A 23,273-nucleotide genomic window follows, 5' to 3' on the forward strand; every position below is an offset into this window, starting at 1 on the left:
GTAGTGGTGTCATTGCTGTTATGTGTGGTTGAGAAATTTTCGAATCGAATCTGGGCTTTGGATGAAAGATATGATCCGAGCCTCGATCACCAATGATGGCTAGCAAAAAGTCGTTAAGGCCTTGAACAGCCAGGGGCGATTGGCCATTATCTAAATCTGTGCACGACATTCGGATGGTTGGCACGCCTGCCCGCTCCGTTCACGAGCGTTACTCAAGCGGCTTTGCTCAAGGAAGGATCCGTATGGAAATGCTCTTATCTGTAACTTTTATGGTGGTCACTTGACCTTTTCGTAGCCATATACATTTCCTAGGACGTACATGAGCGCATCAGCCGAAAACTCGACTTCGATCGTCATCGATCTCGATCACAGCGATAGCAATGCAAAGCTTGAGGTAAATCAGCTCGTTCAGCATCAGAGCTACAGCACGCTTGCGAAGCGCATTAAGACAGATTTAGATAGTGCCAAGAAGCTCCGTCAGCTCCAACACGCCTCTCGAATAGAAAATGAATATCCGTATGGCAGCGGATTGGTTTACTTCATTGATGGTACCCGCGGTGCAGGAAAATCTACGTTCTTGCAAAGCGCCTTTGACGCACTGGGAAATGAAAAGACCGAGCCCAGCGTCAGCCGATTGGCCTATATCGATCCAAGTCGCATTGAACACAGTGAAATCATACTACTGAGCATCTTAAAAGCCCTTAAAGACCGCATTAAGTGTGCTAAAAACGGCTCTAGCTTGGACCAGGAAAACCTACTCAAACACTTCCGCGAGCAGTTCAAGAAACTAGCAGGAGGGTTAAGCCTTTTTACCCAGAACCATGATCAACTTCAGGATCTAGACCCGGAACTGTTTTTTGAGTGGGGCTTGGAGCGGGCAGGGCACAGTGCGGAGCTGCGCAAAAACCTCCACGCGCTTCTCGATTTGGCCTGCCAGGTTCTAGGCACTGATGCGCTCCTCCTCGCCTTTGACGATGCCGATACCCATGCGCATCACGCGCGTAGCGTGCTCGAATGCATACGTAAGTACCTCGATACTCCACGCCTAGTGGTCCTTGTAACCGGCGACATTGAACTGTATTCATTAATGGTCAGGGATCACTTTTATGAGAGCCTAGGCGATGCCAAGCATGGTCAGGCGAAGGAGCGCGCAGACCAGCGTCATAAGATGGTCGATCATCTAGAAGACCAATATCTCCTCAAGCTTTTCCCCATGCACCGTCGCTTGCAATTGCGGCCGCTGTGGAATCTTCTTCAATATGATGAAAACCGGTTCCGACTGACCCATTCTCAATGGGATAAGCAGTTAACTCCAAATGAATTAGTCGGCACTTTGATCCGGCGCGGCCTGCGAATCAAAAATCCGCGTGATCTTGATCTCTATCGAGAATTCCTACTAAAACAGCCATTGCGCTCGGTGCTTCAAGTGCTGTCTCGATGCGCGCCCTACTATGACCCAGAAGGCCCTGACACATGGAGTCAAAACCTTTCCGAAGCGCTGAGCGAGAGCTTACGCGCGCTAGCTTTGGGCAGCTTGTATAAGTTTGGTGTGGATGTTGACGCCATCGCAGCCCACGAACTACCTGCACTTACCAAGGCCGTGTTTGACTTGGCAATACGCGACGGCGATTTCGACACGGCTGTGTACCTCCGCCCCCAACCAAGTGACGCTGATCTCAAGAACAGCTTCGCCGCACTTTCCGCGGATGTAACACGTTTATGCGCGGAGAAACCGGCGGCGCTAATCGACTACATGCTGGCTGCACCTGGCAGCGTGGCGCTGTTCGGACGGGTGTTAAGGCGCAAGGGTAAAGAACTCCAGACTGCAGAAGCTCGTCAGACCCTACGCATACAGTTCGAACAATATATGGGCATCGGACGCAAAGAGGACGCCTTGAATTGGGCCCGTCACGCTGTAGCAATTCTCTCTGCACCTCATGGAGCTAACCCGAAAAACCCACTGGTCTACTCCGGCATCATTGGCCTTAACAAAGGCAAGCCTGACCACGCCCCTATTGAGAGCGAATCTGGCTATAGGTCAGCTCTTAGCGTCATCAGAGAGTTCAACGAACTACCAGCTTTCGCGCTCAGCCTTGTGGATGTATCGGGGACATCATCTCGGACCTATGCATCGATTTACAATATCCTTGGCCTTATAGCCCGGTTGCTCTCACTTCAACCGAAAGGTGGCCAATACCCTGTACTTAGTGTGTTACCGAAGCCGTTTCCTCCGTTGAGTGTATCCCAACCACAATGGGAAGCCGACACGGCTGATGAAGAGGAGCTCGAGCAAGATGCGTCTGAGGACGCAGGAAAGCTCACCACACTCGAAACAGCGATCAAACATTGGCTTACCGTAACTGTAGAAACCCGCAAACAGTTGAACCCATCGGCTGTACTGATCGGAAAGATCTGGACCCGCCTGTATTTCAGTCTTGAGAAAGTGTGTGAGGCCAACCGATCGAAGGTCTCCTCTATGTCGACGGGAACGGGAACGGCCAGCCTCATGGAGCTTTTTGCGTTGTGCGTCATCAATGCTGTCTACATCGAGGAGCAGGATCACCATTTAAGTAGCAGTACAAATTCTACTGACAGTAGTTCTGCGTTGGATCGTACTAATCCGCAGACGTCAGCCAAAGCTTTTATTGATAAGTTCAAGGATATCAGTGACTCTCGCAAAGAGCTCCCTCTGACCTACCTCATTGCAACCTGTCCCTTGCTATTAGGGCTATTGCAGGCAACTCCTAAAGCGAAGGAATTGGTCGATTCTCTTCTGTCCTGTCTCCCTGCTTCATTGGATGCGCATGAAGAATCAAGCGATTCACGGCCTGAAAATTTAGCGCTTCAAGCTAAAGATTTGATGTGCTCTACGAACACTTGGAAAAAAATCAACAAAACATACATTTCCGGTACTAAATGGAAAAATATGCCTACCCAGGACCGTCCTCAAGATAGCTCTGATGAGGAGTCAGTAGGACCTTGAATAACGACATGCGCGAACAACCTATCTCAGTTCTTGCTCAGATAGGCACGACGCTTCTTTCCAGTAACAAGGTACTTGCCTTGTTGCGGCAGACGCCGTTTCATCAGCCTCTTAGCTTGCGAGAACTACGTGAGGCGGCGTATCTGGGGCATTTACCTTGGTCGGCTCGCTTACCTGATCACGTTTTTGAACATAGCTGGCAATTGCTGGCACAACAGGCTGCTAACAGAGACAGAACTTGCCTATTGATAAATGCATTGCAGGCGATGAGCGATGAGTTTTTGGAGCACCGGCACGGTGCCTTGTATGTTAAGCAACAGAAGTTTGGTGCTTGGCAGCAAAGTGTTGTCAGTCGCATATCAGGCTTGCCTTTGCTGGCGGCTGCAAAAGCCTCAGTGCTGCCTCACCCACAGCCTGCAATCGAGATGCGGCCCCAATGGCCCTGGGAGCCTCCGCAAAGCTGGGCTAGCAAGAATCTGCCTGTCGTCAGCCCATACGACCCTTTTGTAGAAGATTACTTAGGCCGTGAGGGACTGCATGAGACGCATATGCATCTTAATGGGAGCACGCATGCGGAGAATTGTTGGCTGCGGGCACTTCGTACGCCCAAACAGGAAACCAAGGACTTCAGTCTAAAGTGGAACAGCCTCAGCGCGTCCGACGCAGTAGCAGTTCGTGAATTAGCGCGATCCATCGACCCGGACCTCTCGCCTGCTGAATTGCATCGTCAACTAGTCGCAGCCAGCCGCTTGAGAAAGTGGCTGGTGGCGGCAGCGACCGGTACGCTCAGCGCAGAAGTCAAACTTCCCCATGATCTCACTGAGCTGATGGACGACGAAAGCCTACAAAAGGAAGTGCCGGAACCAGTGCCGGCACAATTGCAGCTTTCAGCGAAAAGTAGCGCGGCGGACGAGTTGTATTGGATACAACAATTTTTACGCAAGAGCATGAATCATTCTAGCGTAGCGCTCGATCGCATGTTCCACACTTATCTAGTTCTCCAAAACCAGTATTATCGCCTTCTGGTGCAAAGCGAAGAGCAATTTGGTTTCGATCAGTTTCAGAAGTTCACGTACAACCAGTTGCGGGAACCCGCCGAGGAGGACTATCTGCCTCGTTTCTGGGCCATGCATGGCAAAGCGAATAACGTAAGTCGCACTACCTATCTCGAAGGTCGACTGTCCCCTAAAAACACATTACGTAAGAACCACAAACTGCTCAAAGCTGTTTTGGGCGGTTATTGGTGTTACCTAAATAATCAAGATCCTCAGGGGCGTGGAGTAAATCCGTCGCCCGGTAAACTTGGTGAGTTGCTGGAGAGGCTAGAAGAACATTTTCGCAAAACGTCGCCCCTTGATCGCTCGCACCACCGCCTTGCTTTAGTTGTGCATTTCATAAAAAAATCTTGGACGCCCGGCCGAAAGGCAGGTCCGTACCGCTTTTATAAGCAACGTTTGGAGCTTGAACTTACAACTAATGTATTGCTGGAATGCCTAGCTCGCTGGCCCCGCCTGAGAAGCTGGATACGCGGAATCGATGCCGCCGCAAATGAACTACATGCTCCTCCTGAGATATTTTCCAGTTGCTATCGTGTGTGCCAGCGGGCAGGCCTCACTCACCGCACCTATCATGCTGGTGAGGACTTTGCGCACCTTTTGAGTGGGCTTCGCACCATATATGACGCATTGGAGCTTCTTGATCTGCGTGACGGTGACCGCATAGGTCATGGAACAGCGATGGGTATCTCGCCCAAGCTGTGGCTGGAGCGTATGCCGGGTCAGTTGGTGATCAAGAAAGGCGAATGGATGCTGGACTTGCTGGCCGCGTGGCGTCTGCTTCGTACCATACCAAGCGCAGCAGTCGCAGCCGCGCGTGTGGCGGATGATTTGACTAAATGCGCAGGCGAAGTGTTCCGCCGAGAAATGAGCTGTACCTCACTAGAGGCAGTTATGGAGCTCCGGCACCTAAACATTCGCTTTGTACAGGCTGCCCTAGAAACAGATTGGTCCCCAGGCATAACTCCGCTAAGTGATCTCTGGCAGAGTGAGGCGCAAAGGGTCATGGATGCTAAACGAAGCCGCCCTCAACACTTAAAGCTGTTGTGGGAATGGCTCAGCGATCGAGATTTGTGGGAGCGAAGTGAGACACTGCAGAGTGTTGACGCGGCTTATTTCGATGAGGCCACCTATCTGCATCTCCAGCAGGCATTGATGCGTGAAGTCGCTCACCGCAATGTGATCATCGAAACACTGCCATCAAGCAATGTGCGCATCAGTCAGTACAACAGTTTTAGTGAGCACCACTCTCTACGCTGGATGCGTGCTCCGGGCTTTGTACAAGAAGGAGATCCAGAAATTATGGTTTCTCTCGGGTCGGACGATCCAGGAATTTTTGCTGGAGATCTGAACGGTGAGTTCTACCAGCTATATGGAGCTCTGCGCAATCACGGCCTAAACGACCGTGCGGCGCTGGCGCTCCTAGCCCCAATCAATGAGCGTGGCCGCGCTTATCGTTTCCATGACCCATTTCTTGGCTAAGTATTGGCCACAGATGTAGGACCGCCCTTTCTGTCATTCAACAGGATGAGTCTGTTAGAACTTTGGGGGGCAGTCTCCTGGAAGCCACGCATGGCATGTCTTGCCCGTGTCTATCGGTTGTTGCCGCCGCTTCTTCCTGAAGTTGGCCTAGGCGCTAGGTTTTCGTTCCGGTTCTGACCCTCAGACCTGATCTAAAACCTTTCTGCACAGCTTTGAAAGAGCGTTTCCGGAGGCTCAACGTATCGAGACGACTTTTCGGTCACGGTTTGCGGTCATTGCTGACACAGAGAAATTACCGGTGGCAGCATCTTGGATATGTTCGCTCCACCAGCACATCATCGGTCGTCTGCGCTCGATGTAGTCCGCTCGGTTGTAGGCGCTCCGAACCTCGTCCTTGTCAACGTGGGCAAGCGCTACCTCTATAAGCTCCGGATCCCAGCCTTGCTCGTTGAGGATGGTACTTGCCATTGAGCGCATGCCATGGCTCACCAGGCGGCCCTCGAAACCCATACGTTTTAGCGCCATATTGGCGGTCTGGCTGTTGCAGTGAGTGCGAGGATTGCGGTCTGCAGGGAAGACGTACTCACGGTGTCCACTATAGGGTTTGATCGTTTCCAGCAATGCCAAGGCTTGGCACGTGAGCGGGATAATGTGTGTGCGACGTTTCTTCATGCGCTCCGCTGGGATCGTCCAGATCTTCTTCTCGAAGTCGATGTCAGCCCAGCGGGTGGTGGCAGCCTCTGCTGGTCGGGTCATAGTGTGGAGCTGCCATTCGATTAGGCATCGGGTTGTTCTTTTAATGCTGGCATTGGCAATTGCCACCATGAGCTCGTTTAGCTCATCGGGAGGCAGTGCCGCCATATTTTTCTTTTTTGGTTTCTTAAAGACCGAGCGGATCCCGCTAAGTGGATTGGCATGGATGAGCCCGTAATTCACCCCGTAAGTCATGATCTCATTGAGGCGTTGGGTCAGCCGTTTAACAGTCTCCAAACTACCTTTGGTCTCAAGAGGCCTGAGCAAATTGATAACCTTAGGGGCGTTGATAGCTGAGACCGGTGTGGTGCCCAAGTCCGGGAAGACGTGCAGCGTGAGCGAGCGCCAAATATCTTCGGCGTAGTCAGCTGTCACTGAGTCTTTCTTTAGCTCAAACCATGCTGTCGCAACGTTTTGAAACGTGTGCTCTGTCGCGGCTTTTCTTAATTGGCGATCAGCATCGCGCTGCTCTTTCGGATCTAGTCCCTGAGCCACAAGCTCCCTGGCTTCAACAGTCCGTTTTCGTGCTTGGGCCAGACTTACTTCGGGAAAGGTGCCTAACCCCATGTTGATCCGTTTTTTGGTCACGGGGTGGATATAGTTAAAATTCCAAAGTCTAGAGCCATTGATTCTCACTCTCATTTGAAGGCCGTTGCCATCCGTGAGCGTGTAGTCCTTTTCTTTAGGCTTGGCGGCTTTGACTTTCATGTCTGAAAGGCGCGTGGCTTGGGCACACATGGTGTATTCCAATGCTGTTTGTGTATTCCAAAAATTACCAGTTGGGAGCTTGGAATACCACTTGGAATACACGTTTGCATGGATGTCTGTGGACGCTGATGGATCCTGATGGCGCTTAAATCCTTGTATTTACTGGATTTCAGACACAAAAAAAGACGTCCGTAGACGTCTTTAGATGATGAAGTGGTGGAGCCGGGGGGATTTGAACCCCCGTCCGCCAGTACTCCGCTGTCGGTACTACATGCGTAGCCGTTTCTATTAAGTTAACCCTCAGCGACCCGAAGGGCAGGGTGCTTTGGGCGAGTTGTGTAAGTTTTAGCCGCTTCGTCCACAACGTACTGCACGGCGATTCTGTTCTATATGACAATCATTTCGGGTTTACAGACATCCCCTGATGATTGCTGGACCCGAAGGTACCAGGAGCATTGTCAGCTGCAATTAAGCAGCGAGAGCAACACCGTATTGGTCGTCATTGGCAACTATAAGTAGTTGCAACAGTGGATTTACGACTTCTGTTACCAAGTCGGCATGCACCTAAAGTTTCGCAACCGGCGTCGAATCCTAAACGGCCCCGAACTCATTGCTCAGTACATCTGTTTGAGCAACAAGCGTGTGCAGTGTACGCCAATCGGCCTGCAAGGCCAACCCGAAGGTTGGCCGGGAAGCTGATCAGTTGTTGGTGCCGGTGGATTTGCGCAGTTCCACGATGGTTTGCGAGGTTTCCGCAATGCAATCGTCGATCTTGCCTTGGGCCTTGAGTGCCTTGGCCTTGGCCACACTGGTTTCAGCGCGCTGACTCAGTTCCGGATTCGCTGACAGCTGCCCCTTGCCATTCTCAATGGTCTGAATATTGGCATCACACAGGTCAGCAGGCTTGCCGTCAGCAAACGAAGCGGACGCCATCATCGATGCAGTAACGAACAGACCTAACAGTACAGAACGTTTCATGTGTATCTCCTTGAACCGAGTGGGTCCAGACTTCGCTGGCCGTCAGGACGGGCAACCGTATGGAAGAAAAACCCCGATCAGCCGGGGTTATTCTGTGGACTACAGTCGAACTCAAGGGTTCTATTTTTCTTCAGCAGGCCTTCCCCCGGGTCACGCGATCTACCAGATAGACCAGCCCGTGGTAGTCAATTCCGCCATGTTGCGTCAGACCGATTTCACAGGTGCGGCTGGTGGAAATTCCCTCGCTGCAATGCTGCACGGCATCCTTGAGCGTGCGCAGCGAGTGGCTGTTCAGCTCCGGCGTGGTGAAGCCCTTGTCGCCGGCAAATCCGCAGCAGTGAATGCCTTCCGGGATCACCACGTTGTTGCTGCACTTGCGCGCCAGATCGATCAACGCCTGGCTTTCGCCCAGATGCTGCGTGCTGCAGGTCACGTGCACGGCAATCGGTGCATCTTGCGGGGAGAACTCGAGTCGATCGAGAAGGTGCGTACGGATGAAGCGCACCGGGTCGTACAGATCCAGACGGATTTCTCCTACGTCCTGAACCAGGCGCAACGTGCACGGACTGGTGTCGCAATAGATCGGATCGAGTCCGCCGCGACTGGCGTGCAACAGGGCGCTGATCAGCTCTTGGCGTTTGTGTTCGGCCTGTTCGGCGTAGCCTTTTGAGGCGAAGGGCTGGCCGCAGCAGAGGTTGTCCTGATTGTCCGGGAACACCACTTGGTAACCGGCCTTTTCCAGCAAGCCACGGGTTTTGTCGTACAGCGACATTTGCTCTTTATCACCCGCCGCCGGCCCCATGACTCGCGAGACACACGCTGCGAGATACACCACGCGCGGACGTTCGTCCGAGACGCTGGGGCTGAAGCGAATGGCCTTCTCCGGTTGCGGCATCGCATTCGTCCACAACGGCACCTGGCCTTTGGACAGGCGCGTAATGGTTGCCGAAAGTTTCGCCAGACGCGGTGCGCCGAGCATCATCCGCGCACCGTTGGCCACATGCAGGGTGAAGCGTGCGCCTTGCAGGGTCTTGGCGAAATTTCCTTCGATCCAGTCAGCGGTTTTCTGATGCGTTGCGTGTCGGGCTCGGAGTTTTTTCACCAGCTCACCGGTATTGATGCCTACCGGGCAACGTTGCGCGCACAGACCGGTCGCGGCGCAGGTGTCGATGCCTTGGTACTCGTAGGCTTTTTCCAGTTCGGTGGTGTCGACACCTGCACGTTTTTTCGCCTGAATATCGCGCCAGATGACGATGCGCTGGCGCGGGCTCAGGGTCAGGCCTTTCGACGGGCAGACCGGTTCGCAGAAGCCGCACTCGATGCACTTATCGACAATCTCGTCGGCTGCTGGCAGCGGCTTCAGGTGCTTGAGGTGGATCTGCGGATCTTCGCTGAGCACCACGTCGGGATTGAGAATGCCGTTCGGGTCGAGCAGACGTTTGAGCTGCCACATCAGTTGATAGGCGTCGCTGCCCCATTCCAGTTCCACGAATGGCGCCATGTTGCGCCCGGTGCCGTGTTCAGCCTTTAACGAGCCGCCGAACTCCACCGCCACCAGTTGCGCGACGTCGTCCATGAACGCTTGATAGCGTGCGACTTCTTCCGGGTTGTTGAAGCCTTGGGTGAAGACAAAGTGCAGATTGCCTTCCAGTGCGTGTCCGAAAAGGATCGCTTCATCGTAGGCATGTTTGTCGAACAGCTCGATCAGGCGATTGACGCCGATCGCCAGTTGTTCGACCGGGAAGGTCACGTCTTCGATGATCACCGTGGTGCCGGTTTTGCGCACTGCGCCCACGGCGGGGAAGGTGTCCTTGCGGATCGCCCAGAGCTTGGCGTTCTCGGCAGGGTCTTCGGTAAAGTCGACCTGCTTCTCCACTGGGAAGCCGCTGAGCGACGCCATGATCTGCGCCAGTTGTTCCTGCAGCAAAGTGGACGATGCGGCGCGGGATTCGATCAGCAGCGCGCAGGCATTGTTCGACAGCTGTTGTACGAAAGCGGGCATGCCCGGTTTGTCTTGCACCGAGCGTAGGCTGCGTCGATCCAGGAGTTCTACGGCGGACACCGGTTGGCTTTTCAGTACGGTGACCGCGTTGCAGCAGGTTTCCACATCCGGAAACACGATCAGCGCCGAGGCCTTGTTCGGGTGGTCGATCACCGTGTTGTAAGTCACCGCGCTGATAAAGCCGAGGGTGCCTTCGGAACCGACCAGCAGGTGGCTCAAGATATCCACAGGCTCATCGAAATCCACCAAGGCATTCAGCGACAGCCCGGTGGTATTTTTCAGACGGTATTTGTGGCGAATTCTTGCAGCCAGTTCGGCGTTTGCGCGGGTTTCGCGTCCCAACGTCGCCAGGCGTTCGAGCAGATCACCGTGGCTGGCGTGAAACGTTGCAACACTGGCAGCGTCTTCGGTATCCAGACGCGTGCCATCGGCCAGCACCAGCCGAATCCCGGCCAGCGTGTGGTAGGTGTTTTGCGCGGTGCCGCAGCACATGCCGCTGGCATTGTTAGCGACGATGCCGCCAATCTTGCAGGCGTTGATCGACGCCGGATCCGGGCCGATCTTGCGCCCGAACGGTGCCAGCCATGCGTTGGCCTGTGCGCCAATCACTCCCGGTTGCAGGCGAATCTGCATGCCTTGGCCGCGAATCTCGCGGGCGTTCCAGTTATCCCCAAGCACGATCAAAACAGAATCGCTGATCGCCTGACCGGAGAGGCTGGTGCCCGCCGCACGGAAGGTCACTGGAACATGGTCGCGCTGAGCCAGTTTTAGCAGCGCCACCACTTCATCTTCGGACTCGACGCGGATTACCAGCTTCGGGATCAGTCGATAAAAACTGGCATCCGTACCAAAGGCCAGAGTCGATAACGGGTCATCAAAACGGCGTTCGGCTGGAATCAGTTGTTGCGCATCACGCAGGAAATTCACCGGAAGCGTCATTGGTCCTCCAGGATCAGCACCACGAGGTCTTTCGGGCCGTGGGCGCCGTAAGCCAGCACTTGCTCGATGTCCGCTGTTTTCGACGGGCCGGACACCAGCAACGCATTGGTCGGCATGCCCTGGGCCCACACGAATTCCTCTTGCACCTGATAGAAGTTGTCACGGATTTCGCTGGCCTTGAGCAGGGCGAAATGTACCGGCGGTACCAGGCTCATCAACCGCGGTTCTTCGCGGGTTGGCCAGAGGATCAAGCTGCCGGTGGCGGCGATTGCACCGAGGGTGCCGGTGAGGCTGGCCGGGGTGTCGTTGAACAGTTCGGCTTTCCACTCTTCCATCGGCCGGTCGTAGGATTTCAGTATCGGTAGATCAGGATTGTTCGCCCAATGCTGTGTGATTTTCTGCCCGTGCGCTGTCGTCGGCGCGATCAACAGACTCGGCAACTGGCGGTCGCGCAGCAATTGCGCAAGCAGTGCCGGCCATTCTTCGCCCGAGGTCAGGTGGATTTCGGTGTGCACCCCTTCCATCAATTTGCGCAGTTGCGGGATGCGTTGTTCGGCGCTGTAGGTGTAAGGCTGCGTCACCAGATCGACATCGAAGTTGTCGGCAATCGGTGTGGCGCCAGTCAGACTTTTCCGCAGTTTGCCGAGGATATTTTGCTTGGCGCTCATCAGCGGTCTCCCTGTTTGGCCAGATGCTCGCGGGCCATGTCGTGCAGTGAGCGGGCAGCGGGTTTCGGCGCGCTGTGGTTTTGTGTCCACGGGCCGACATTGCTCGGGGTCAGGGCACGCAGGCGCGTGGCGAAGAAGCCGAACAATCGATACAAGGTCGGCGAGCTGTTGAGTCTGGCCCAGGCGTTCCAGATGAAACGTTCCTTGCGCGAATACTTGCTGCCCTGACCGCGCATCACTTGATTCGGGCTGTCCGGGGCTTTGACGTTCTCTTCGCGCAGGCGCCGCAGGATTGCCGGGATCGGAATTTTTACCGGGCAGACTTCACCGCAGGCACCGCACAGCGACGAAGCGCTCGGGTGATCGGGGACTTTGGCCAGACCGACCATGTGCGGGGTGATGATTTTGCCGATCGGTCCCGGGTACACCTCGCCATAGGTGTGGCCACCGACGCGGGTGTAGACCGGGCAATGGTTCATGCAGGCGCCGCAGCGGATGCAGTTCAAGGTCTGACGCAATTCACTGTCGGCGAAAGCCTGGCTGCGACCGTTGTCGAGCAGCACCAGGTGCACTTCCTGCGGGCCGTCGAGTTCGTGCTCCTTGCGCGGGCCGGAGATCATGTTGACGTAAGTGGTGATCGGAATGCCCAGCGCCGAACGCGTCAGCAGTGACAGCAACGGCACCACGTCGCGTAGGTTTTCCACGACTTTTTCGATGCCGGTGACGGCGATGTGCACCGGCGGCACGGTGGTGGTCATGCGCCCGTTGCCTTCGTTTTCCACCAGCAGCAGGGTGCCGGTTTCGGCGACGGCGAAGTTGACACCGGAGACGCCGATGTCCGCTTCAAAGAATTTCTGCCGCAGGACCCTGCGACCGATCTGAATGAGTTGGTCAACGTCCTTGGTGTATTCCACGCCAAGTTTGTCGTGGAACAAGGACGCGACCTGACCGGCATTCTTGTGGATCGCCGGCATAATGATGTGTGAAGGCTTCTCGTGGTCGAGCTGGACGATGTATTCCCCCATATCGGACTCCAGACATTCAATGTCCCGAGCCTCGAGGAAATGGTTCATCTCCATCTCTTCGCTGACCATCGATTTGCCCTTGATCACTTGCCGCGCCTCGTGAGCGCGGATGATCGATAAGACGATGCCATTGGCCTCGTCCACCGTTTCCGCCCAGTGCACTGTCACACCGTTGCGGGTCAGGTTCTGTTCCAGTTGCTCGAGCAGGTCGGGCAGCTTGGACAGCGCGCGGGCCTTGATCGAATTGCCCAGTGCGCGCAAATGTTCTCTTTCGTGGGCATCACTGAAAGCGGCTGCCCGCTTGACCATCAGTGAGTCCATGGCAGTGCGGAAGTTGTTCCGTAGCTGCTGATCGCCCAAGGCATTGTGTGCCCGGGTGCGGAAATCTTCTTCTACGGCGACCGTAGGAATAATCGCGGAAGTGCTCATTGCGCACCCCCGGTTCGTTGCCACAAGAAGCTCGCGAGATGTTGCCCGCGCAGCGCTTCTTTTGTTTCTCCAATGCGCCGTTGATGTTCATCAAACAGCCACAATCGGCGCTCAACACCTTGTGCGCGCCTGAATCCTTCAACGCTTGGGTCTTGTCAGCCACCATCGCGCCGGAAATGTCTGGCATACGGACGCTGAATGTCCCACCGAAGCCACAGCATTCGCTTTCGTGGTCATGGTTGACCCGTTCCACGTTGCTCAACTGCGCCAACAACTCGCGGCCGTGCAGGTGGGTGTTCATTTCCCGCCGTGCCGAACACGAAGTGTGCAGCGCGACTTTGACCGGTTCGCCGCTGTCCTTGAGCTGCACCTTGCAGACGAACAGCAGAAACTCGGCCAGTTCATAGGTGCGGGCCGCAAGTGCCTGAACCTGTTTCAACGTCTCCGGCTCGTCCTTGAACAAGTCGGCGTAATGCTCACGCAGCATGCCGGCGCAGGAACCCGACGGCACCACCACCGGATAATCCCCGGCAAACAGCGCCAGTTGCGAGCGCGCTACCATCCGCGCCTGCTCGGTGTAACCCGAGGTGTAGGCCGGTTGGCCGCAGCAACTCTGCCCTTGCGGATACTCGACCCGGATCCCTTCGCGCTCCAGCAAGTGGATCGCGTCCATCCCGGCTTCGGGGTAGAACAGGTCGACCACACACGTGCCGAACAGGTAGACCCGCGACGGTTTCTCGCTGGGGTATTGCCGAGGTTCGGGCAGTGGCGGTGCCACGCGGGTCGCGTTTGGCACAGCGTTGTAAAAAAGCTCGCTCATCAGGCGTGTCTCCGGGTGGGCCCGGTTATCCGTCTGTGGCGGCTGCTGAATATAAAGAGCGTTGCTTTCAGCAGCCTTACAGACCGGGTTGTGAATTGCTGACGCCGAAATCACGGATCGGCGTCGGTTATTTCTGTTTCGCGTGTAGGTTTAGTGGACCAGCATGCCGGTGAACCAGTAGGCCTGAGCCAGGGTGATCAAACCGACAATCGTTGCAAAGAATAGGCTGTGCTTGAGGGTGAAGCGGAACAGATCCGACTCCTTGCCCACCAGACCGGTCGCGGCGCAGGCCACGGCGATCGATTGTGGCGAGATCATTTTTCCGGTCACGCCGCCGCTGGTGTTCGCCGCCACCAACAAGGTGTCGTTGACGCCTATCTGGTGAGCGGTGGTCGCTTGCAGCGAGCTGAACAGGGCGTTGGATGAAGTATCCGAACCGGTGAGGAATACGCCCAGCCAGCCGAGGAACGGTGAGAAGAACGGGAACGCGGCGCCCGTACCGGCCAGCACCAGCGCCATGGTCGAAGACATGCCGGAGTAGTTGGTGACGAAAGCGAACGCCAGCACCATGCCGATCGACAGGATGGGCCAGCGCAGTTCGTAGAAGGTCTCTTTCAAAGTGGTAAGACCAGTTCTGAAATTGATCTTCAAGACCAGCATCGAGATCAGCGCGGAGAAGAAAATCGCCGTGCCGGTCGCGGAAATCGGGTCGAGTTTGAACACTGCTGGAATGGCGGTAGGGGTGGCCACGATCGGTGCGGTTTTGATCACCAGTTGATCAAGGTGCGGAATCGCGAAGTTGAACACCCAGCTGTACATCGAACCGCCAGCGGCGAACATCGCTTTGAAAGGCTTCAGCGTCCAGATGGTCACCAGTACGGTTAGGATCAGGAACGGCGACCAGGCTTTGAAAATTTCCCCGAGGCTGTAAGGCGACGCCACGGTGGTGCGCTTCTGGCCGAAACCGCCGACGCTGGCGGTGATCGCTGCGCTCGACGTGGCGCCGGCGATTTGCGCGCCTGCGGTGCGTTTGGGCTGCCAGATTTTCAGGAACAGGGTCAGCGATATCAGGCTGGCCAGCGCCGAGGTGATGTCCGGCAATTCTGGCCCAATGAAGTTCGAGGTGAAGTATTGGGTGATGGCGAAGCTCAGGCCTGCAACCAACGCTGCCGGCCAGGTTTCACGTACGCCGCGCAGACCGTCCATCATGAACACCAGCCAGAACGGCACGAACAGCGACAGCAACGGCAGTTGGCGACCGGTCATGGCGCCGATCTTGAACGCGTCGATACCGGTGACTTGGCCGGCGACGATGATCGGGATCCCCAGTGCACCGAACGCTACCGGTGCGGTGTTGGCGATCAGGCACAGGCCGGCGGCGTACAGGGGATTGAAGCCCAGTCCGACCAGCAACGCGGCAGTAATCGCCACGGGTGCGCCGAAACCGGCGGCACCTTCCAGGAACGCTCCGAAGCAGAAACCGATCAGCAGCACTTGCAGGCGCTGGTCGTCAGTAATCGATAACACCGAGCTGCGAATGACCTCGAACTGACCACTTTTGACCGTCAGTTTGTAAAGGAACACCGCCGCGACAATGATCCAGGCAATCGGCCACAGACCGTAGGCGAAGCCATATCCGGCAGCGGCGAAGGCCATGTCGACCGGCATGTGGAACGCGAAGATCGCTACGGCAATCGACAGGGCGAGGGTGATGCTCCCGGCCACGTGGCCCTTGAGACGGAACACCGCCAATGCGAGGAAAAAGAACACGATGGGAATGACGGCCGCGAGTGCGGACACGCCGAGACTGCCGAGCGGGCTGTAGAGCTGTTGCCAGGTTTGCATATGGGGTGGCCCCTAATTGTTGTTGGTCAGGCACTGTCAGCGTTCTTGGATAATTGGTAAGACCAATTTACAATCGCTGTTGGCTAGGGTAAAAGCCTTGGTGTCGGTGTGTCAATTTGCCGCTCTAAAACTTTTGTCGAACAAGCGGTGCAGATCGCATCTGATCTGGTTTGCGCAAGTGGCGTCTGGTAGGTGTCGGCAAGGCGCCGATAGGCGAGAATAGAGAGCCCGGCGAGCGGTCGGGATCGTGGAGAAATGAGTTATGGGGTTTGATCAGATTCGGCAGCGCCGTTTGTCTGACGATATTGTCGAGCGACTTGAGGGGATGATCCTCGAGGGCACGCTGAAGTCCGGTGAGCGGCTGCCAGCGGAGCGCACGCTGGCAGAACAATTTGGCGTATCACGGCCGTCGCTGCGCGAAGCGATTCAGAAACTGGCGGCCAAAGGTCTGCTGGTCAGTCGTCAGGGCGGCGGCAACTATGTCGTGGAAAGCCTCGGCTCGACGTTCAGTGATCCGCTGCTGCAGTTGCTCGAAAGCAATCCTGAAGCACAGCGCGATCTATTGGAGTTTCGGCATACTTTGGAGGCATCGTGCGCCTATTACGCCGCATTGCGCGCCACCGATGTCGATCGTGAGCGACTGACCGCCGCGTTTGAAGAGCTGCAGGACTGCTATTCGCGGCACGATGAAGTCAGTCGGGCGGAGGAGGGCGCGGCGGATGCGAAATTCCACCTGGCGATTGCCGAGGCCAGCCATAACGCCGTGCTGTTGCACACCATTCGCGGGCTGTTCGATCTGCTCAAGCGTAACGTCGTCACCAACATCGGCGGCATGTACAAGCAGCGCACGGAAACTCGCGACATGCTGATTACCCAGCATCGGGAATTGTATCTGGCGATTATTGAAGGTCGCGCGGAGCAGGCGCGAGAAGTCTCCAGCCGACATATCTTGTATGTGCAGGAAGTGCTGGAAGAGGTGCGGCAAGAGGTTCAGCGCATGGCCCGGGCAGAGCGGCGCAAGGGGATGTGATCAGTTGTTTTTGTGTTGATGCTGCAATAGCTTCCGCGAGCAAGCTCGCTCCCACATTGAAATGCATTCCAAGGTGGGAGCGAGCTTGCTCGCGAATACGCTTTAAAGGCAGAAGAAATTAATCTTCCTTGCCCTTGTTGCGCACGGCACGCTGCAGTTCGCGACCGGCGTCGCGCTCGCGCTCGGTATCGCGCTTGTCGTATTCCTTCTTGCCCTTGCCCAGAGCAATTTCGCACTTGACCATGTGCTTGCTCCAGTACCAGGACAGGCAGACGCAGGCGTAACCCTTTTGCTGCACGGCGGCGGCGAGCTTTTCCAGCTCGCGGCGGTTGAGCAGCAATTTGCGTGTGCGCACCGGGTCAGCGATGACGTGGGTGCTTGCGGTCATCAGAGGCGTGATGTGGCTGCCGAGCAACCATGCTTCGCCATCCTTGAGCAGGACATAGCTGTCGACCAGCTGTAGCTTGCTTGCCCGCAGACTTTTTACTTCCCAGCCGGCCAGGACCAGACCAGCCTCGAACTTGTGCTCGATGAAGTAATCGTGTCGCGCCTTTTTATTCTGCGCGATGGTCCCTGTTGGGTGTTTCTTCTGTTTAGCCATAGGGGCGGCATTATATGGAGATAAACCGCCGTCGGCTACGGTGATGCTGCGTGCTTGAGCAGGTTGAGTGAATCCCGGACAATGCGGCCTCTTTTTCTAACGCTTGGGCGTGATAAACGATGTCGACAGACAAGGTTTCTGTCCACGGCAGTTGGGCTAGCCGCTGGGTATTCATACTCGCCGCGACCGGTTCGGCCGTGGGACTGGGTAGTATCTGGAAGTTCCCCTACATGGTCGGGGTCTACGGCGGCGGCGCCTTTGTGCTGATGTTTCTGGCGTGCATCGCGCTGATCGGCATCCCGGTCATGCTCGCTGAAACCCTGATCGGCCGGCGCGCCCGCCAGAGTCCGGCGAACGCCTTGAAGGTGCTGGCGCTGGAAGCCGGGCACTCGGGCAAATGGTCGTGGGGCGCATTTGCCGGGATGATCACAGCGTTGTTGATCCTGTCTTTCTATAGTGTGGTCGGCGGCTGGTCGCTGGACTACATTGTCGATATGGGTCGCGGCGACTTCCAGGGCGCCACAGCCGATCAGGTCGGCGCTTATTTCGGCAATGTCATCTCCAATCCATGGCGTCTGACACTTTGGCATACGATTTTCATGCTGCTGTCGGCCTTCGTCATCGCCAAGGGCGTGGTCGCCGGGCTTGAGCGCAGCCTGCGCATCATGATGCCGCTGCTGTTCGTGATGATTCTGGTGTTGCTGGGTTACAGCATGACCACCGGGCATTTCATGGAGGGCGTGCATTTCATGTTCGACTTCCACCCGGAAAAAGTCCTCGACGGCTTGTTGCCGGCCATGGGGCACGCGTTCTTCTCGCTGAGCGTCGGTGTCGGTTCGATCATGATCTACGGTGCTTATATGCCGAAGAGCTCATCGTTGTCGGGCACCGTTGTCGGTGTGGCGCTGCTCGATACCTTTGTTTCGCTGATCGCCGGTCTGGCCTTGTTCCCGATTGTATTTGCCGGAGGCCTGAACCCTAGCGAAGGACCGGGGCTGATGTTCGTCAGTCTGCCATTTGCCTTTGGTAATGTGGCGTTCGGGCAGTTGATGGGCGTGGTGTTCTTTGTGCTGGTGGCGATCGCTGCCTGGAGCTCGGCGATCTCCCTTCTGGAACCGATGGTTGCCTACTTGGTTGAGCGCACCAAAGTCAGCCGCGCGTGGGTGACTTTCTGGCTTGCCTTCACTTGCTGGTTCGTCGGTCTGGGCACGGTGTTCTCCTTCAATATCTGGAAGGAAGCCAAATTTTTCGTGAACGAAGGCGGGATGTTCCATCTCTACCAATGGGGTGCGCAGAGCGGTCTGGACTTCTTTGGTGTGATCGATTTCTTCACCTCACGGATCATGCTGCCGCTCGGTGGCTTGTGTTTCGTGCTGTTTGCCGGATGGGTGATGGGGCGTGAAGCGGTACGCGACGAGTTGTCGATCCGCAATCCGCTACTGTTCGCCCTGTCTTTGTTCTTGATGCGCTACGTGGCGCCCATCGGCATTCTTGTAGTGTTTGCCGCTCAGCTCTGGAAGTAACGCTCACATGACGACACATATTCAACGATCGGCGTTGCTGCCGTACCCGGCGCAATTTCTCTATGACCTGGTCAACGACGTGGCGCGCTACCCGGAATTTCTGCCGTGGTGCTCCTCGGCGGAAGTGCTGGAAAGCTCGCCGGAGCATATGCGCGCCAGTGTTGGCGTGGCCAAGGGCGGCCTCAGTCAGCATTTCGTGACGCGTAATACGCTGGTGCCGGGGCAGTCGATTGAAATGAACCTGGAAGAAGGCCCGTTCAATCAGTTGCACGGTGTGTGGGTGTTCAAGGTGTTGAACGAGAAGGCCTGCAAGATCAGTCTGGATCTGTCGTTCGATTACGCCGGACCGCTGGTACGCGCGACGCTGGGGCCGCTGTTCAATCAGGCTGCGAATACGCTAGTGGACGCGTTCTGCCAGCGCGCCAAGCAGATGCATGGTTGAGCCGGTGATCGAGATAGAGGTGGTATACGCGGCGGTGGATCGTCAGGTATTGCGCTCGTTCAGTGTCAATGAAGGTGCGACGGTGCGGGCTGCGGTGCTTGCGTCGGGTATCGCTAGCGAGTTTCCCGAGTTGAATCTGGCGGAGTGCCCGCTGGGCATCTTTGGCAAAGTGGTTGCTGACCCGGACTCGCGGGTTATTCAGGCAGGGGAGCGCATCGAGATTTATCGCCCATTACTTGCCGATCCGAAAGAGGTTCGACGCTTGCGAGCGGCCAAGGCTGCCGAGGCCAAAGCGCGAAACGCGTAAAAAAGCCAAATCGCAGGCAATAAAAAACCCGGAATTTCCGGGTTTTTTATTGCGTCTCAAATTATTGCGGCGAGGTGTCCAGCGGCTCTGGTGTTGGAACCGGAACGGTTTCCACACCATCGACGTCCTTCTGGATCTGATCCAGCAAGGAACCTGGCTTGACCGGTTTTTCCGGTTTTGGCTTCTCGGCGTTTTCAGCAGGAGCGGTCACGGTCGTGCCATTGTCCTTGCCGAGAATGGCTTCATCACGGCTTACGCCCGGCATAAAGTCACCGGACAGGCTGACAAGCTGGTCGTTTGAGTTGAAAATAACGCTGATGCGTTCCTGTTGGCGTTCACCGCCACCCGGTTGCAGGCTGTACAGATAATCCCAGCGATCGGCATGGAACGTGTCGACAAGCAGAGGGTTACCCATGATAAACCGTACTTGCGGCCGGGTCATTCCCGGGCGTAACTGGTCTATCATGTCCTGCGTGACGACATTGCCCTGCTGGATGTCGATTTTGTAAACCCCGGGGAATGAACAACCGGCGAGTGCGAGCAGTCCCACAAAGGTGAAACTGGTTAGCAAGAGCTTGGTGTTTTGCATCGGTGGGCGACTTCCACTATCTTGGCTGGGACAACGTAAACGCCGATCATACCCGCATTAAGAGAAGCTGCGAAGCAGCATCGCGAGAAAGCTGACCATGGTTGAAAATAGCGAACTACGCAAAGCCGGCCTCAAAGTGACCCTGCCACGGGTCAAGATCCTGCAAATGCTCGACTCTACAGAGCAGCGTCACATGAGTGCCGAGGACGTCTACAAGGCGTTGATGGAGGCTGGTGAGGACGTCGGTCTGGCCACGGTTTACCGTGTTCTGACCCAGTTCGAAGCGGCTGGCCTCGTGGTCCGTCACAACTTCGACGGCGGCCATGCGGTATTCGAATTGGCCGACGGTGGCCACCACGACCATATGGTCAACGTGGAAACCGGTGAAGTCGTCGAATTCGTCAGCCCGGAAATCGAAAAGCTCCAGAAGGCAATTGCCGAGGAGCACGGTGTTGATCTGGTAGATCACAATCTGGTGCTGTACGTGCGCAAGAAAAAGTAAGCATGTCGCGCGAATTTCACATTCGCGAAACGAACGAAGGCGACCCAAGGGTCGCCTTCGTGCTTTCTGTCATTGCTAAACCTTGGCAGTGACCACCATTTTTTTCGCGTGGGCCAGGGATTCCTTGGTCAGATCGATGCCGCCGAGCATTCGTGCCACTTCTTCTATACGGTCATTCTTGCTCAGTTTGGAAACGGCAGTGTGCGTTGCCTCTTCACCGCGCACCTTGTGCACGAACAGATGCTGATGGCCTTGCGCGGCCACTTGCGGCAAGTGCGTGACAGTCAGTACCTGGCCGCGATCGCCGAGACGGCGCAACAGTTGGCCGACAATTTCTGCGGTCGGGCCACCGATGCCGACGTCCACTTCGTCGAATACCAGCGTCGGAACACGGGATGTCTGTGCGGTGATGACCTGAATCGCCAGGCTGATCCGTGACAGCTCACCGCCGGAAGCGACTTTCGCCAGCGCCTTCAGCGGCTGGCCCGGGTTGGCGCTGACCAGCAATTCGACCTGTTCCAGCCCGTTGGGCAATAACTCGTCGCTGCTGTTGGCCTTCAATTCGATGGTGAAGCGACCCCCCGGCATGCCCAGTCGCTGAATTTCCTGCTCAACAGCACTGGCGAGACTGCCGGCGGCCTGATGACGCAAATCGCTCAGTTCTCGGGCTTTCTCCTGATAGTGGCGGGCGTAGGAGGCCAATTCTTCACCCAGGCGCTCAATGGATTCGTCATTGGCGTTGAGGGTTTCGATCTCATCCAGCAGTTTCTGCTGCATTTCGCCGACTTCGGTGGGTTGAATCCGGTGTTTGCGCGCCAGGGTATAAATAGCGTCGAGACGTTCTTCCAGATATTGCAGGCGCGCCGGATCGGCATCGAAGTTATCGAGGAAGCGATTGAGTTCGCCAACGGCTTCTTCGACCTGAATCTGTGCGCTGGTGAGCAAACTGCTTGCTTCGCCCAGTGCGCCAACGGAATTGTTCACGCTCGACAGGCGATTAAGGCTGGCGGTCAGTGCATTCAATACATTGCCGGAATCGCTTTCGCTGCATTGTTCGACCACTTGCCGACAAATGCCCAGCAAGGTTTCGGCGTTGGTCAGGTTTTTGTGTTCCTGCTCAAGTTGCTCCAGCTCGTTATCACCGAGGCCGAGGTTTTCCAGCTCTTCAAGTTGATAGCTCAGCAATTGATGGCGGGCGCGTTGTTCGTCGCCGGAATTGGAGAGGCGCTCCAGCTCCTGGCGAGTCTGGCGCCAGCGCTGGGCGGCGAGCTGAACCTGGCGGGCCAGGTCGGTAGCGCCGGCGTACTCGTCCAGCAGGCGGCGGTGAGTATCGGTTTTCAGCAGGGACTGGTGTTCATGCTGGCTGTGGATATCGATCAACAACTCGCCCAATGACTTGAGGTCGCCGAGCGGGCAGGGTGTGCCGTTGATGTAGCCGCGTGAACGACCTTCCGAGGTAATCACCCGGCGCAGAATGCACGGGCCGTCGGTCTCCAGGTCACGCTCGGCCAGCCATGCGCTGGCTTCAGGGATGTCCGCCAGATCGAAGGTCGCGAGGATGTCGGCCTTGTCGGCGCCGGGGCGCACCACGCCGCTGTCGGCACGATCGCCGAGGGTCAGGCCCAGCGCGTCGAGCATGATCGACTTGCCGGCGCCGGTTTCACCCGTGATCACGCTCATCCCGCGATCAAGTTCGAGATCGAGATGTTCAACGATGGCGTAGTTATGTACGGACAGGTGCACCAGCATAAAGGCCGCTCCCAAGCTAAAGGTCTGGTTATTTATACAGTGTTTTGTTTCGCCCTGACAATGCCCTCCCTTAGGTCGATTTGCTTGAACCGAAAATCTGCTTAGCGCATTGAGGAATGAAGATTCGACACTTTTTTGTAGGGTTAATGTTTGAAGGCCCTTGAAGCCTGATTTTGCGGCCCCATATATCGGGGCAGAAGCGCGAGTCAGGCTCGCGGACGAAATTGAAAGGAGAATTCTATGGCTGACGAACAGACAGTAGATACGCAAAACCCAGAAGCCAATCAGGCGCCCGAAGGTTCGGGTGATGACCTGGCGACCCGTGTACAAGTGCTCGAAGAGCAATTGGCCGCCGCGCAGGATCAATCTCTGCGTGTTGCTGCCGATCTGCAGAACGTCCGTCGCCGTGCCGAGCAGGATGTCGAGAAGGCGCACAAGTTTGCCCTGGAAAAATTCGCTGGCGACCTGTTGCCGATCGTCGACAGCCTGGAGCGCGGCCTCGAGCTGTCGAACCCGGACGACGAAAGCATTCGTCCGATGCGCGAAGGCATCGAGCTGACGCTGAAAATGTTCCATGACACCCTCAAGCGTTATCAGCTGGAAGCGATCGATCCGCACGGCGAACCGTTCAACGCCGTTCAGCATCAGGCGATGGCCATGCAAGAAAGCGCCGACGTAGAACCGAACAGCGTTCTGAAGGTGTTCCAGAAGGGCTACCAGCTCAACGGTCGCCTGCTGCGTCCGGCCATGGTTGTGGTCAGCAAGGCGCCTGCGCCAATTTCGCCTTCGATTGACGAGAAGGCTTGAAATTAGCCGCAAGGCCCCCATTTAGAAGTCAAGCGT

17 protein-coding genes, 1 other RNA gene and 1 pseudogene are annotated in these 23,273 nt (G+C 56.3%); 8 read left to right on the top strand and 11 right to left on the bottom strand.

What is annotated here, in order from left to right:
• Positions 1–319 precede the first annotated feature (319 nt).
• Together AB4O01_RS24275 and AB4O01_RS24280 are read left to right on the top strand one after the other, a co-directional pair.
• Entirely contained in the window at positions 320–2,983 is a 2,664-nt protein-coding gene (locus AB4O01_RS24275) for a hypothetical protein (RefSeq protein ID WP_134334087.1), read from the top strand.
• Complete coding sequence (locus tag AB4O01_RS24280) at positions 2,980–5,520, top strand: hypothetical protein (protein ID WP_460089850.1); 2,541 nt, start codon at positions 2,980–2,982, stop codon at positions 5,518–5,520. The genes AB4O01_RS24275 and AB4O01_RS24280 overlap by 4 nt, the downstream gene beginning before the upstream one ends.
• A gap of 234 nt (positions 5,521–5,754) precedes the next feature.
• On the opposite strand, the gene AB4O01_RS24285 is transcribed toward AB4O01_RS24280, so the two are convergent.
• The 8 genes and pseudogenes from AB4O01_RS24285 to AB4O01_RS24320 form a co-directional block, all read right to left on the bottom strand.
• Positions 5,755–7,011 (bottom strand): integrase domain-containing protein, encoded by a 1,257-nt coding sequence (locus AB4O01_RS24285; protein ID WP_460089851.1) that lies wholly within the window; start codon positions 7,009–7,011, stop codon positions 5,755–5,757.
• A gap of 184 nt (positions 7,012–7,195) precedes the next feature.
• Positions 7,196–7,584, bottom strand: a transfer-messenger RNA (tmRNA) gene (ssrA, locus tag AB4O01_RS24290).
• A 96-nt stretch (positions 7,585–7,680) separates the two neighbouring features.
• Entirely contained in the window at positions 7,681–7,959 is a 279-nt protein-coding gene (locus AB4O01_RS24295; protein ID WP_460089852.1) for a hypothetical protein, read from the bottom strand.
• A 130-nt stretch (positions 7,960–8,089) separates the two neighbouring features.
• Positions 8,090–10,900, bottom strand: coding sequence for an FAD-binding and (Fe-S)-binding domain-containing protein (locus tag AB4O01_RS24300; protein WP_460089853.1), 2,811 nt, complete (start codon positions 10,898–10,900; stop codon positions 8,090–8,092).
• Entirely contained in the window at positions 10,897–11,568 is a 672-nt protein-coding gene (locus AB4O01_RS24305; RefSeq protein ID WP_460089854.1) for a LutC/YkgG family protein, read from the bottom strand. Before AB4O01_RS24305 ends, AB4O01_RS24300 begins: the two co-directional genes overlap by 4 nt.
• Complete coding sequence (locus tag AB4O01_RS24310) at positions 11,568–13,022, bottom strand: LutB/LldF family L-lactate oxidation iron-sulfur protein (RefSeq protein WP_007915200.1); 1,455 nt, start codon at positions 13,020–13,022, stop codon at positions 11,568–11,570. Before AB4O01_RS24310 ends, AB4O01_RS24305 begins: the two co-directional genes overlap by 1 nt.
• A pseudogene (locus AB4O01_RS24315) lies at positions 13,019–13,842 on the bottom strand ((Fe-S)-binding protein). Before AB4O01_RS24315 ends, AB4O01_RS24310 begins: the two are co-directional and overlap by 4 nt.
• 150 nt (positions 13,843–13,992) lie before the next feature.
• Entirely contained in the window at positions 13,993–15,687 is a 1,695-nt protein-coding gene (locus AB4O01_RS24320) for a lactate permease LctP family transporter (RefSeq protein ID WP_460089855.1), read from the bottom strand.
• A gap of 262 nt (positions 15,688–15,949) precedes the next feature.
• Here AB4O01_RS24320 and AB4O01_RS24325 point away from each other — a divergent pair, with 262 nt between their 5' ends.
• Positions 15,950–16,717 (top strand): FCD domain-containing protein, encoded by a 768-nt coding sequence (locus tag AB4O01_RS24325; protein ID WP_007915207.1) that lies wholly within the window; start codon positions 15,950–15,952, stop codon positions 16,715–16,717.
• Between the two features lie 118 nt (positions 16,718–16,835).
• Here AB4O01_RS24325 and smpB read toward each other — a convergent pair whose 3' ends face one another.
• Entirely contained in the window at positions 16,836–17,318 is a 483-nt protein-coding gene (gene smpB / locus AB4O01_RS24330; protein WP_007915208.1) for an SsrA-binding protein SmpB, read from the bottom strand.
• Positions 17,319–17,437: 119 nt separating this feature from the next.
• Between smpB and AB4O01_RS24335 the strand changes: the two genes are divergently transcribed.
• From AB4O01_RS24335 to AB4O01_RS24345, 3 genes are read left to right on the top strand one after another with little or no spacing between them, the layout of a single operon-like run.
• On the top strand, positions 17,438–18,841 hold the full coding sequence (locus AB4O01_RS24335) for a sodium-dependent transporter (protein ID WP_093435729.1): 1,404 nt from the start codon (positions 17,438–17,440) through the stop codon (positions 18,839–18,841).
• 7 nt (positions 18,842–18,848) lie between these two features.
• Positions 18,849–19,283, top strand: a complete 435-nt coding sequence (locus tag AB4O01_RS24340; RefSeq protein ID WP_016986510.1) for a type II toxin-antitoxin system RatA family toxin — start codon at positions 18,849–18,851, stop codon at positions 19,281–19,283.
• Positions 19,276–19,590 carry an RnfH family protein gene (locus AB4O01_RS24345; protein WP_095049704.1) on the top strand — a complete coding sequence of 105 codons (315 nt, stop codon included), beginning with the start codon at positions 19,276–19,278 and terminating at the stop codon, positions 19,588–19,590. The genes AB4O01_RS24340 and AB4O01_RS24345 overlap by 8 nt, the downstream gene beginning before the upstream one ends.
• A 61-nt stretch (positions 19,591–19,651) precedes the next feature.
• Here the strand turns inward: AB4O01_RS24345 and AB4O01_RS24350 are convergent, their stop codons facing one another.
• Entirely contained in the window at positions 19,652–20,179 is a 528-nt protein-coding gene (locus AB4O01_RS24350) for an outer membrane protein assembly factor BamE (RefSeq protein ID WP_093435741.1), read from the bottom strand.
• A gap of 97 nt (positions 20,180–20,276) precedes the next feature.
• On the opposite strand from AB4O01_RS24350, the gene fur reads away from it, so the two are divergent.
• Entirely contained in the window at positions 20,277–20,681 is a 405-nt protein-coding gene (gene fur, locus AB4O01_RS24355) for a ferric iron uptake transcriptional regulator (protein WP_003221515.1), read from the top strand.
• A 75-nt stretch (positions 20,682–20,756) separates the two neighbouring features.
• On the opposite strand, the gene recN is transcribed toward fur, so the two are convergent.
• On the bottom strand, positions 20,757–22,430 hold the full coding sequence (gene recN, locus AB4O01_RS24360; RefSeq protein WP_007915217.1) for a DNA repair protein RecN: 1,674 nt from the start codon (positions 22,428–22,430) through the stop codon (positions 20,757–20,759).
• Between the two features lie 240 nt (positions 22,431–22,670).
• On the opposite strand from recN, the gene grpE reads away from it, so the two are divergent.
• Entirely contained in the window at positions 22,671–23,237 is a 567-nt protein-coding gene (grpE, locus tag AB4O01_RS24365; RefSeq protein ID WP_007915219.1) for a nucleotide exchange factor GrpE, read from the top strand.
• Positions 23,238–23,273 lie beyond the last annotated feature (36 nt).

This window comes from Pseudomonas sp. S2_E02 (assembly GCF_054668355.1).